The sequence below is a fragment of the Anoxybacillus sp. TBDG-1 genome (assembly GCF_054815885.1).
Window position 1 is genome coordinate 1 of sequence record NZ_JBTZSY010000055.1, and the last position, 12,797, is coordinate 12,797.

Sequence of the window (12,797 nt, forward strand, 5' to 3'; positions counted from 1 at the left end):
TTATACCAAATCAGGAACCTGTCTTTTTTTCTCCCACAAACATTTTACTCATACACATTTTACTTACATAATGAACGGTTGAACGTACACAATAAGAAGCGAAAGGGGAGGATCATATTGAATTATACAGTTGAATCAATTATGACGCGCCAAGTGGCAACGGTTGCACCAGATCAACCTGTTCAAGAGGCAGCACGACTAATGAACGAATATAATATCGGTGCGATTCCTGTTGTTGAAAACGGAAAAGTCAAAGGGATGATTACTGACCGTGATATTACCCTCCGTATAACTGCGCAAGGGTTAACCCCTGCGACGCCTGTTTCACAAGTCATGACAAGCGATGTGGTGACAGGTACACCGAATATGAGTGTGGATGAAGCAGCGAAAGTGATGGCAAAAAATCAAATTCGCCGCTTGCCGATCGTACAAAATAACGAGCTTTGTGGCATTGTTGCACTTGGAGACATTGCTACAAATCATACGTATGATGAAGTAGCAGAACGAGCGTTATCCGAGATTTCTGAACCTTCATATCATTAAACAAGAAAGGGGCTTCTTTTAAAGGAGCCCCTTTTTATGAGGAAAAAAGGAATTTGTATAAAAAGGCGAGAATAAGTTACAATGAGCAACGGATATGGAGGGATAAACATGACTTGGAAAATGATATATGAGCGTTGGAAAAAAGCACAATTAGACGAAGAATTGCGGGCGCACTTGCAACAACTTGAACAAGACGAAAAGTTATTAGAAGATTGTTTTTATAAAACGTTAGAGTTTGGTACGGGCGGCATGCGTGGGGAAATTGGACCCGGAACGAACCGCATGAATATTTATACCGTACGAAAAGCGTCGACCGGATTAGCACGATATATCGAATCATTTGGAGAGGAAGCAAAAAAGCGAGGAGTTGTGATCGCATACGATTCACGCCATAAATCACAGCAGTTTGCGATGGAAGCTGCAAAAACGTTGGCAACCCATGGCATTCAGACGTACGTATTCGATGAGCTTCGCCCGACGCCAGAGCTTTCGTTTGCTGTTCGATATTTACACGCTTTTTCGGGTATTGTCATTACGGCAAGTCACAACCCGCCAGAGTATAACGGCTATAAAGTATACGGAGAAGATGGTGCACAGTTGCCACCACATATTGCTGATGTTGTTATCGAACATGTCAATGCGATTGAAAATGAATGGGAACTTGCGATCGAACAAGAAGACGTATTAAAACAAAAAGGGCTTATTCAAATCATCGGTGCAGAAATTGACGAAGCATACATACAAAAATTAAAAACGATTTCGCTTCGCGCCGGGCTTTCCCGTGAAGTAGATGTGAAAGTCGTATTTACTCCGCTTCATGGAACAGCAAATAAGCTTGTGCAACGCGGATTAAAAGAATTTGGCTATGAAAACGTGTTTGTTGTCAAAGAACAAGAACAACCGGATCCAAATTTTTCAACAGTAAAATCGCCAAATCCAGAAGAACATGCAGCGTTTGAGTTAGCGATTCAACTCGGTAAACAAGTTGATGCGGACATGTTAATTGCGACAGATCCCGATGGAGATCGTTTAGGTATTGCCGTAAAAAACGAACAAGGAGAATACGTCGTTTTAACAGGTAATCAAACAGGTGGCTTGCTGCTTCATTACATTCTTTCACAAAAGAAAGAAAAAGGGATATTGCCGTCAAATGGCATCGTATTTAAAACGATCGTCACATCTGAATTTGGACGTGCGATTGCCGAGTCATTCGGGATCGAAACGATGGATACATTGACAGGGTTTAAATTTATCGGTGAAAAAATTAAACAATACGAGCAAACAGGAGAGTATGTCTTTCAGTTTGGTTACGAAGAAAGTTACGGCTATTTAATTGGTGACTTTGCTCGCGATAAAGATGCGATTCAAGCGGCATTGCTTGCTGTTGAAGTGTGTGCGTTTTATAAAAAGCAAGGCTTATCTTTATATGAGGCGCTTATGCAATTGTTCGAACAATATGGATATTATCAAGAAGGGTTGCGTTCACTCACGTTAAAAGGAAAAGAGGGAGCGGAGCGAATCGACGCACTACTGGCGACATTTCGCAATGAACCGCCAACCGTTGTTGCCAGTCAACGTGTTGTGATTCGTGAAGACTATAAGGTAAGTGAGCGCGTATATGCGAATACAGGTAAAAAAGAAACGATCCATTTACCGAAATCGGACGTATTAAAATACGTATTAGAGGATGGTTCATGGTTTTGTGCGCGTCCGTCTGGAACAGAGCCAAAAATGAAATTTTATTTTGGTGTCAAAGGGCGGACGCTCGCCGAGGCGAAGAAACAATTAGAGCAATTAGAAACAGCGGTCATGGAGCGAGTATATACGTTAACAGCTGATAAGGTGTAATGCCTTATCAGTTGTTTTTTAAATGGGGAACGAGTAACATAGAAGCGACAACGTAGAAAGGGTGATTTTAATTTGTTACAAGGACAAGTGGCTATTGTGACAGGTGCATCGCGCGGTATCGGCTTAGCGATTGCACATAAGTTGGCAGAGCAAGGAATGAAGCTTGTATTAATTGGCAGCTCCTCGGATATTCACCGAGTTGGCGAGCAATTAAAAGATGTAAAAACGTTTCAAGCGGACGTATCAAATGAGCAACAAATGAATGAAGTGGTCGAAGCGACCATTGCTACATTTGGTCGCATTGATTTACTTGTGAATAATGCGGGTATCGGTGTATTTAAGCCTGTAGAGGAAACGACAGTCGAAGAATGGAAGCGACTATTTGAAGTAAATGTACAAGGGGTATTTATCGGGACAAAAGCAGTGCTTCCACACATGAAAAAGCAACGTTCGGGAACGATTATTACAATTTCATCTGACGTTGGTCGATATACAATTTCAAACGGTTCCGCATATACAGCAACGAAATATGCCGTTCAAGGATTTTCAGGAAGCGTTGCGCAAGAAGTACGTCCATACGGCATTCGCGTCGGTACAATTAATCCGGGAATGGTCGATACATACTTCGCTAACTCTGTGCAAGGGTTGCCTGAAAAAGCAGAATGGCTAAAGGCAGAAGATGTCGCTAAAGCGGTCATCTATATGGCGAGTGCACCGAAATATATGTTAGTGGATGAAATTGTATTACATCCGCTCATTCAAACGTATCCCGTCGTATAAAAAGCGAAAGGAGATCATTCCTTTCGCTCTAATTATATTCCATCGTAAGCGTCGGTTCTTGTTCATATACGTCTAACGCGTGATCGATGTAACGTAACAATGCATTCAATCGCTTTTGGACGACAGTATAATCTTTTTCGAAGTTGTATGCATGAAGAAACTGTTCAATTTTTTTTGAAAGTAAATCGTCTTTTGTGCGTACCATAAGAATGAGTAAATGATCCCATTCCGAACGGTACGTATAGTAAAGAGCTTTGTCGTAGTCGGCTGTATGCAATACAAACCCTCCTTATCGTGAGGAGCTATATGTAGTGTATGAAAAAACGGTCGGTTTTTTTCGCTGTAAATGTTGTGCGATTTGGCAGAGGAGAGTTGGTTATGGAGAAACATATCGCGTATTATGAATCGCCAATCGGTTGGTTACAAATGATTGGAACAGATGAAAGCATAGAGCGCATAGATGTTGTGGAACAATGTAGAGAGAGAAATATTCCAACTAGCTTTATGCCATGGATGGAGGAGATTGAACAATACTTTCAAAAGAAACGGACATTGTTTTCGATCCCGCTAAAGCTCGTGGGAACCCCGTTTCAAATTCGCGTGTGGGAAACGTTACAAACGATTCCTTATGGACAAACGGTTTCATATGCCGATATTGCCAAACAAATTGGTCAACCGAAAGCGGTACGAGCCGTTGGAAATGCTGTCGGCAGCAATCCGATCACGGTCATCATTCCTTGTCATCGTGTCATTCTCACGAGTGGAGAACTTGGTGGATATGCGTGGGGAATAGAGCGAAAAAAATGGTTACTTGAGCACGAAACGCGCTGAATTTTCAGCGCGTTTGCCCCAATAGCCATTTCGCGTAAGGTGAATTGGCTGGTAAAATGACGACCGTATCTTCGCCAATCGTCGTTTTATACGATTCGAGCGTACGGTAAAACGAATAAAATTCAGGATCCTTTGCAAATGTTTCGTTATAAATGCGTGCTGCTTCTTGTTCACCTGCTGCGCGAATACGTTCAGCATCCGCTTGCGCTTTGGCGAGCATTTCTTTTACTTCGCGGTCTGTTTGCGCGATAATGCGCTGTTTTTGAGCATCTCCCATCGATAAATATTCTTGCGCTTTCGATTCACGTTCGGAAATCATGCGTTTATAAACGGATTGTTCATTTTCTTCTGGCAAGTCAATGCGTTTCATACGTACATCGACGACGCGAATGCCGTAACGGTCTTGCTGTAACAGTTCGTTTACTTTTGCGGTTACCTCATCGTTTAAGCTGCCGCGTGATGACTTTTCGTCATTAATAATTTCATCGTAATTTAACCGTCCAAGCTCAGTACGAACAATCGAGAAAATAAATTCATCCATTTTTGATTCTGCGTTTTCTAACGTACGGGCATTTTGAATCATTTCTTTCGGATTTGTAATTTCCCAAATGGCGTAATGATTGACAAGAATACGCTTTTTATCTTTTGTATTAATTTCCGCTTCAGCGACGTCATAAAAGATTTGTGCTTTCGGCAATGATGTGACGCTTTGAATAAAAGGAATTTTAAAGCGTAATCCTGGCGTTTGATCGATGCGGACAATCTCCCCAAATTGACGAACAACTTTATATTCATTTTCATGAACGATGTATATATTTGTTAAAACAACAATAAGTAAAATAAGTGCAATGCCGCCACTAACTATAAACCGAAACCATTTCATCGGAAGTTTATCTTTCAAGTTGATGACGTTTTGATCGTCTTGGAAGTTTGTCATTCATTACCACTCCCTTGTTCTTTCTTTTTCTCTGTCGTTTGTTTTTCAATCGGTTGAATTGGTAAATATTTTAGTGTATTACCATCGTCGTTCATAATGTAAATGCGCGTGTATGGAAGCACTTGTTCAAGTGTTTCCATCATTAACCGTTGTTTTGTAATGTCTTTCGCGTTTTTATATTCTTCGTATAAGGCGTTAAATTTGGCGACATCTCCGTACGCTTTTTCAATCCGCGCCACTTTATCAGCTTCGGCTTGGGAGATGAGGGCATCTTTTTCCCCTTCGGCTTCTTTCGTCCGTTTGTTACGGTATTTATTCGCTTCGTTAATTTTTGTATTCATCGTCTCACGCGCATCGGTAACGTTTGTAAATGCTTTGCGCACTTCGTCGTTCGGCAAGTCAACGTCTTGTAACTTCACAGCTAAAATCGAAATGCCGATATCGTATTTTTTCATTAATGCGGTGAGCGATTCGCGCACATCCGCTTCGATTTTTGCCTTTCCTGACGTTAAGGCATCGTCGATTTTCGAACTACCGATGACGCTGCGTAAAGAAGCAGATGTCGCATTATATAAAATTTGTTCCGGCTCGTATGAACGATAAAGAAATTTTGCAGGATCGGTAATTTTCCATTGGACGACCATATCAGCGAGGACAATATTTTCATCGCCGGTAATCATTTTCGTATCTCCTTCGTTTGATGCGACAACTTTTCCGTTTTCCTCTTTGTAGCCGAATTGTAAACTAAACGTTTCGCGCGATAACGTTTCGACCGTTTGAATCGGCCAAGGAAGCTTGAAATGTAGTCCGGGTGTCGTTACCTCCTCATCAATTTTACCAAATGTTAAAATAATCGCTTGTTCTGACTCATCAACGGTGTACCATGACGTTAATGCAGCGACAAGAAGAAAAAGACCTGCCACTGTGCCGATGATGATTCCTGTAACTGAACGTTTCTCCATATAAACCCACCTTTCTTGTTATTTATATGTATGTACGGAAAAAAAAGAAAAAAGTTTCAATAAAAAAACGACTAATTGGTTCAGTGAATTCATACGGTTTTGAAAATATATGTAAGAGAGTTACATTAATTTATCATTGCCATTAAAATAAGGCCAACCTAAAACTTTAGGTTAGCCTTGTATAGGTTGTAATATAAAGATTTCTGAACTTCTATGTTCCGTTCTTATCACTGGACAAACTGGCACGATGACAAGCAGAGCAAATACTGCCATCTAAAACAAAACCACAACTTATATAGTTACATTGTATTTAATAGATGACGGTCTTCCACTGAACACCTGTATATAATGAACCTTAATAATTAGATGTTGTACTTACAGTATATGTAGCTGTCCAAATTGTATTAGCGCCCGTTGTTCCAGTATGGGTTACGATAGTGTTATTGTAAAAACTTCCATTTACAACGTAATAATAACCAGTTGGCTCTAAATCGACCTGTATAGTTCCTTGGAAATACTTACTTCCTGCTTGAAATTCCTGTAACATTGGTTTAGTATTAACATCTACCCATCTGGTGTAATGTAGTTGTTTTGATTATCATTCATCTAGGAGGGAATTATGAGAAAACTATTCATAATAGTTATATTAATGTTCTTTGTTTCGTATTTGATCCACAAAGAAAATGAGGGAGCAAATTTTCATTCGCCAGTTTATTTAGGACGAGAACTAAAAATTGGTATTGTTGGAGATATTCCTAATATTAGGGAAAATAATATTTCTTTCGTTCAAATGTCACTGGAAGACGTTTTGCAAAAAAAATTTGTTACAAAGGTGGATAGTGTATTTATCACCAAAAAACACTTAAAAGAGGCAGCTGAGCCACAGTATGCTAAAATTTATTGGGAATCCCCTATTCCATTTGTTTTTATTGATTCTGAAAAGGTCTATTTGGCGTTTCTTGATGACCAATTAAGTTATGAAGACGCTCACACCATAAAATCTGGGGACTATGTGGTAGGATTTTATAAAGATACATACTTTGGTATAGGACTTTACAATAATATTAGGAATGAAAAAACTATTCAAGATTGCTATTCTCGACTATTTGTCATTATAGAACGTTTTAAGAACACAGGTAAGATTTTAATTAAATAAATGCTGTGACACAAACTTTATGTAATTACTGAGAGAAAGAACAGAAAGTTTACATAAAATGTAAACTTTCTGTTAATTATTCACTCAGTAGCTCATATATATTTTCGTTGTACGTTTCGTCCGTCGTATGTGAATAGCGTTGGCTTGTTTTCGATGATTGTTTCCATATGAACGGCGCGCCCCCAAAGTTGATAAATGTAAGGAAGCACTTTTTCTAAATATTTGACGTCTAGTTCAATGCCTTCATACGAATGTTTTAAATATAGTTCCCCATTGCGCATATAGTCGCCATCGTTCACTGTAATGTATGGGAAGCCACCGTTTACGCGCATGTTCACAAGTTGATCGCGTATATGTTCCCAATGTTTATCAACAATTTTGTAGTCTTTTCCTTGTTTTTGGAATAAATACATATCTTCGCGCATGACGAGTTCTTTCGTTAAATAGTTGCGCAAAAAGGAGATGTCAGATTCTAGCTCGCGTACTTCAAATATTTTCGCACGTCCTGAACCCGGTTTGACGCCAAGTTTTTTCATTTCTTCTGTCGGATTGTCCCACCGTTTTTCGATATCTTCAAAAATTTTCAGTCCTAAATAGTATGGATTAATGCCTGTACGTGAAGGTTGCACAACGCCTGCATTTAATTTCGCAAATTCAATCGCTTCATCGCTCGTTAAATCCATTTCACGTAAAATACGTTGATGCCAGTACGTCGCCCATCCTTCGTTCATAATTTTCGTTTCGAGCTGCGGCCAAAAATAAAGCATTTCTTCTCGCATCATCGTTAAAATGTCGCGCTGCCATTCATCGAGTTCACGACTATATTCTTCAATAAACAGCAATAAATCTTTCTCAGGATGTGGAGGAAATTTTCTTCGTTTTTTTCGCGTTTGTGGAGCTTTTTTCTTTTCATCAAGCGACCATAAATCGTCGTATGGTGACGATTTTGGTGTTTCATCATCATCGTCGTATACTTCCGTATCAGCCATCGTCCATGAAAGCTTTGGTCGAAGAAGCGAAGGGTCAATATGCTCTTGAATGGCTAATACAGCGTCTAAAAAATTTTCGACTTCTTGTTTTCCGTATTCGTGTTCGTAATGCTTAATTCGTTCCGCTGTTGCCGCCATGCTTTCGACCATGTCTCGTTTTGTGTTGCTGAAGCGAACGTTATTTTTAAAAAAGTCACTATGTGCAAGGACGTGTGCGACAATTAATTTATTTTGAATAAGCGTATTTGTATTTAATAAAAAGGCGTAGCACGGATCGGAGTTAATGACAAGCTCGTAAATTTTACTTAATCCGAGATCATAATGAAGTTTCATTTTATGAAATTGTTTCCCAAAACTCCAATGTGAAAAACGTGTCGGCATGCCGTATGCTCCAAATGTGTAAATAATATCAGCCGGGCAAATTTCATAGCGCATTTCATAAAAATCAAGCCCAAACCCTTCGGCAATTTCCGTAATTTCCGCAATGGCTTTTTCTAACGCTTTTTGTTCATCACGTTTCATCGCGCTCCCTCCTTATGACAATGTATGAACGAACGCATCGTTTGATACGTCAGGAATGATTCATTGACTTGATATTTTCCTTCGTGTATATTTAACTATATTAAATATTTATATATTTAAAGAAAGAGGGATGTGTATGGAGCAAACGCCTTTCACCGCGCTTGTTGAGCGGTTAGAGCATGCGTTTTCGTTAGCCGTTCGCAAATTGGCAGCTGATTTAGCGAAAGAAGAGATTGGCTTAACGAAACCGCAGTTTTTTATTTTAAATTTGCTTTCAAAGCGTGAAAAATGCACAGTGAGCGAATTGGCGGACGAAATGTTTGTCAAACCGAGCGCGATTACGACAATGATTGATCGCTTATATAAAAGTGGGCTTGTGTTGCGCGAGCGAGATGAGGAAGATCGTCGCGTCGTGTATGTACAGTTGTCTGAAAAGGGGAGAGAAATGCTTGAACATGCGCGGGCGGAGCGAAGAAAAATTATTGAGCGTTATTTAAGACAATTGCAATTCGATGAACTTGAACAGTTTGTCTATATTATCGAAAAAATTGCTGCGATAAACGAAAAAGAGGAGAAGTGAGATATATGAAAGAACAAGCAGCAATACAAACAAGTATTGCAAATATACGACAAAAACGAGGCATTTTAATTACCGGATTACTTGTGGCGATGTTGTTCGGGGCGCTCGATGGCACGATCGTTGGCACAGCGTTGCCCCGTATTGTTGGCGATCTTGGTGGATTAAGTATGATGGCATGGCTAACAACCGCATACATGCTCACATCGACAACGATTGTCCCGATTGCAGGGAAGCTTGCTGACTTATTTGGTCGAAAGTCTATTTATATTTTAGGATTAGCGATTTTTATTATTGGTTCAGCGTTATGTGGCATGGCGGATACGATGACTCAGCTCATTATTTTCCGCGCCATTCAAGGCATTGGGGGAGGCATTATGATGCCGATGGCGATGATTGTCATCGGTGACTTGTTTACAGGAGCAGAGCGTGCGAAATGGCAAGGTGTGTTTGGTAGTGTATTTGGGTTAGCATCTATTCTTGGTCCGCAAGTCGGTGGATGGATTGTTGATTCGTTAAATTGGCGCTGGGTGTTTTATATTAACCTTCCTGTTGGTATATTAGCGATTGTGCTTATTTCAGTCGGTTTGCATAATCATCGTATAGTTGAGCGAGTAAAGCTTGATTTAGCCGGTATGTTTACGATGGTTGTCGCCGTTGTTTCGTTATTGCTTGCTTTAACGTTTGGTGGCGATAAATACGCTTGGCTATCATGGCAAATCGTTTCTTTATTAGCTAGCTCTGTCGTTTTCTTTAGTTTATTTGTATTTGTTGAGCGAAAAGCAGAAGAGCCAATTATGCCGATGCATTTATTAAAAAATAAAACATTTGTTGTACTTAATAGTGTCGGATTTTTTATGTCTGTTGGCATGTTTGGAGCGATTATGTTCGTGCCGCTCTTTATGCAAGGCATTATCGGGATGAGTCCGTCAGAATCGGGAACGATGATGTTTCCGATGATGTTTGCGCTCATTATTGCTAGCATGATTGGCGGGCGACTTGTACAAAAAGTTGGAGTTCGCCCTCAAGTTATTGTCGGAATGGTGCTTGTGGCGCTCGGCTTTTTCTTATTGTCGACAATGGATGTTCATACAAATAAATGGACCGCGATGTTATTTATGGCAACGCTTGGTTTTGGGTTGGGGTTTGTCAATCCGGTGATTACACTAGCGTTACAAGAAGTGTTTCCGAAGTCGCAGCTTGGCGTTGTGACATCATCGAGCCAGTTTTTCCGTCAAATCGGTGGAACGTTTGGAGCGACGTTGTTAGGAGCGATTATGAACCATCGTTCGAAAGATTTATTGGAAGCGAAGTTTCTCCCGTTGTTACAACAATTACCGGAACAAGCGCATGCGATGATGGATTCATTTAAACAACTTGTTGAATCGAATCCGCAAAGCGTATATTCAGTCATTTTAAATCCAGAGACGTTGAAAAAAATTCCCGAACAAATGCAACAAATGTTTGTGCCTGTATTAAAACAAACGCTCGTTGATGCGTTAAGCGATGTGTTTTTATATGGATTGATTTTTGTTGGCATCGGTTTTATTTTTGCGATGTTTATCGGTCGCATTACGATTTCAAATCGAACGAATAAAATGAATGAAATGGAATAAATTATAAGTATACAGTAGGCAACGATGATACATCGTTGTCTATTTTTGTTCGTATTTAAAACGTTTGCACAACAAAAACGAAATTTTTTATGAAAAAGTGCAACTTCCTCTTTAAACGAAGCCGTTTGTATATTAACATGAAAGAGTAATAATCATTGAAAGCGATTTATTTTGATTGGATTGAGGAGGATTTTACGTGAAAAAAGCTTGGTGGAAAGAAGCGATTGCATATCAAATATATCCGAGAAGCTTTATGGATTCGAACGGAGATGGCATCGGTGATTTGCAAGGGATTATTCAAAAGCTTGATTATTTAAAAGACCTTGGAATCGATGTTATATGGATTTGTCCCATTTATAAATCGCCAAATGCTGACAACGGCTATGACATTAGCGACTATCAAGACATTATGGAGCAGTTTGGCACGATGGAAGATTTCGATCAGTTGCTTGAAGAAATTCATAAGCGCGACATGAAAGTCATTTTAGATCTCGTTATTAACCATACGAGCGATGAGCATCCATGGTTTATTGAATCGCGCTCGTCACGCGACAATCCAAAGCGCGATTGGTACATTTGGCGCGATGGGAAAAATGGAAAAGAGCCAAACAACTGGGAAAGCATTTTCGGCGGTTCAGCGTGGGAGTATGATGAGGCAACTGATCAATATTATTTGCACGTGTTTGCGACGAAGCAACCGGATTTAAATTGGGAAAATGAAGATGTTCGCCGCGCGTTATATGATATGATTAATTGGTGGCTTGATAAAGGCATTGATGGGTTCCGTGTTGATGCGATTTCACACATTAAGAAAAAAGAAGGACTCCCTGATCTACCAAATCCAAAAGGACTTGACTATGTCCCTTCGTTTGATGGGCATATGAATCAAGAAGGGATCATGGACTATCTTCGTGAGCTGAAAGCGCAAACGTTTGCGCGTTATGACATTATGACGGTCGGCGAAGCGAACGGAGTAACGGTCGAGGAAGCAGAAGATTGGGTCGGTGAAGAAAACGGCATTTTTAATATGATTTTTCAGTTTGAACATCTTGGACTTTGGCAAAAAGGAACAGATGGCGGTGTTGATGTTCGTAAATTAAAGCGGGTATTAACGAAATGGCAGAAGGGATTAGAAGGTGTTGGGTGGAATGCGCTATTTCTTGAAAATCATGACCAACCGCGTTCAGTGTCGACATGGGGAAATGATGAACAATATCTTGTTGAAAGTGCCAAAGCGTTAGGAGCATTATATTTCCTTATGCAAGGGACGCCGTTTATTTATCAAGGACAAGAAATCGGCATGACGAATGTGCGCTTTGAAACGATTGATGAATATGACGATGTTGCTATTAAAAATTATTATCGCATTGAGCGAGCTAAAGGTCGTCCACACGAAGAAGTGATGCATTGGATTTGGAAAAACGGTCGCGATAATTCACGTACACCGATGCAATGGTCGGATGAAGAAAATGCTGGATTTACGACTGGAACACCTTGGATTGGAGTGAATGAAAATTATAAACAAATTAACGTCAAAAAGCAGTTAAACGAACCGAACTCTGTACTAAACTTTTACAAGCGCATGATTCAACTAAGAAAACAACATGAAGTATTTGTTTACGGAACATATGATTTAATATTAGAAAATCATAAAGCGATTTATGCATATACGCGTACACTCGGTGAAGAAAAAGCGATCGTCATCGTGAACTTAACAGACCGTAAAACGATGTATCGCTATGATTCGTTGAAATTAAATAGCGAGCAATTGGTGTTAGCAAACTACGATGTGAAGCCACATAAACATGCAACACGCTTTACATTGCGTCCGTATGAAGCGCGCGTATATTTAATGAAATAACGAAATCCCCTTTTCCGATATGGAAAAGGGGATTTCACATTTCTTTCACTTACTTTTCAAACTTCTCCCATCTTCATATTTTACATTTACATTTGTAAAACATGAATGAAGTTGGAGGAATACGTTTGAGTCAAGACTTTGTGGGAGATTTTTTTCTCGACCGATTTTTTTGGTT

The 12,797-nt window shown here is 39.8% G+C and carries 12 protein-coding genes; 8 read left to right on the forward strand and 4 right to left on the reverse strand.

Annotated features, from left to right (window positions below):
• Nucleotides 1–141 precede the first annotated feature (141 nt).
• The 3 genes from ACYQY7_RS12505 (at nt 142) to ACYQY7_RS12515 (ending at nt 3,171) form a co-directional block, all read left to right on the forward strand.
• A complete protein-coding gene (locus tag ACYQY7_RS12505) occupies nt 142–543 on the forward strand; it encodes a CBS domain-containing protein (RefSeq protein ID WP_461202533.1) in 402 nt (133 codons plus the stop codon).
• Nucleotides 544–651: 108 nt separating this feature from the next.
• A complete protein-coding gene (locus ACYQY7_RS12510; RefSeq protein ID WP_461202514.1) occupies nt 652–2,391 on the forward strand; it encodes a phospho-sugar mutase in 1,740 nt (579 codons plus the stop codon).
• 72 nt (nt 2,392–2,463) lie between these two features.
• Nucleotides 2,464–3,171, forward strand: a complete 708-nt coding sequence (locus ACYQY7_RS12515; protein ID WP_461202516.1) for an SDR family oxidoreductase — start codon at nt 2,464–2,466, stop codon at nt 3,169–3,171.
• A 28-nt stretch (nt 3,172–3,199) separates the two neighbouring features.
• On the opposite strand, the gene ACYQY7_RS12520 is transcribed toward ACYQY7_RS12515, so the two are convergent.
• A complete protein-coding gene (locus ACYQY7_RS12520; protein WP_032100915.1) occupies nt 3,200–3,448 on the reverse strand; it encodes a YhdB family protein in 249 nt (82 codons plus the stop codon).
• 101 nt (nt 3,449–3,549) lie between these two features.
• On the opposite strand from ACYQY7_RS12520, the gene ACYQY7_RS12525 reads away from it, so the two are divergent.
• The gene (locus tag ACYQY7_RS12525) at nt 3,550–4,002 is read left to right on the forward strand and encodes a methylated-DNA--[protein]-cysteine S-methyltransferase (RefSeq protein ID WP_461202518.1); all 453 of its coding nucleotides are present in this window, start codon (nt 3,550–3,552) and stop codon (nt 4,000–4,002) included.
• A 4-nt stretch (nt 4,003–4,006) separates the two neighbouring features.
• On the opposite strand, the gene hflC is transcribed toward ACYQY7_RS12525, so the two are convergent.
• Nucleotides 4,007–4,939: a protease modulator HflC gene (gene hflC, locus ACYQY7_RS12530; RefSeq protein ID WP_461202520.1), complete on the reverse strand. Its 933-nt coding sequence runs from the start codon at nt 4,937–4,939 to the stop codon at nt 4,007–4,009.
• Nucleotides 4,936–5,901, reverse strand: a complete 966-nt coding sequence (gene hflK, locus ACYQY7_RS12535) for an FtsH protease activity modulator HflK (protein ID WP_461202522.1) — start codon at nt 5,899–5,901, stop codon at nt 4,936–4,938. The genes hflC and hflK overlap by 4 nt, the downstream gene beginning before the upstream one ends.
• 619 nt (nt 5,902–6,520) lie before the next feature.
• Between hflK and ACYQY7_RS12540 the strand changes: the two genes are divergently transcribed.
• Nucleotides 6,521–7,057, forward strand: a complete 537-nt coding sequence (locus tag ACYQY7_RS12540) for a hypothetical protein (protein WP_461202523.1) — start codon at nt 6,521–6,523, stop codon at nt 7,055–7,057.
• A 92-nt stretch (nt 7,058–7,149) separates the two neighbouring features.
• Here ACYQY7_RS12540 and ACYQY7_RS12545 read toward each other — a convergent pair whose 3' ends face one another.
• Nucleotides 7,150–8,568 (reverse strand): SpoVR family protein, encoded by a 1,419-nt coding sequence (locus ACYQY7_RS12545; protein WP_461202525.1) that lies wholly within the window; start codon nt 8,566–8,568, stop codon nt 7,150–7,152.
• A 136-nt stretch (nt 8,569–8,704) separates the two neighbouring features.
• Here ACYQY7_RS12545 and ACYQY7_RS12550 point away from each other — a divergent pair, with 136 nt between their 5' ends.
• The 3 genes from ACYQY7_RS12550 to ACYQY7_RS12560 all read left to right on the forward strand — a co-directional run bounded on the left by ACYQY7_RS12550 (nt 8,705) and on the right by ACYQY7_RS12560 (nt 12,622).
• Nucleotides 8,705–9,148: a MarR family winged helix-turn-helix transcriptional regulator gene (locus tag ACYQY7_RS12550; RefSeq protein WP_461202527.1), complete on the forward strand. Its 444-nt coding sequence runs from the start codon at nt 8,705–8,707 to the stop codon at nt 9,146–9,148.
• 5 nt (nt 9,149–9,153) lie between these two features.
• Complete coding sequence (locus tag ACYQY7_RS12555) at nt 9,154–10,761, forward strand: MDR family MFS transporter (RefSeq protein WP_461202529.1); 1,608 nt, start codon at nt 9,154–9,156, stop codon at nt 10,759–10,761.
• A 196-nt stretch (nt 10,762–10,957) separates the two neighbouring features.
• Nucleotides 10,958–12,622 carry a glycoside hydrolase family 13 protein gene (locus ACYQY7_RS12560; RefSeq protein ID WP_461202531.1) on the forward strand — a complete coding sequence of 555 codons (1,665 nt, stop codon included), beginning with the start codon at nt 10,958–10,960 and terminating at the stop codon, nt 12,620–12,622.
• Nucleotides 12,623–12,797: the final 175 nt, after the last annotated feature.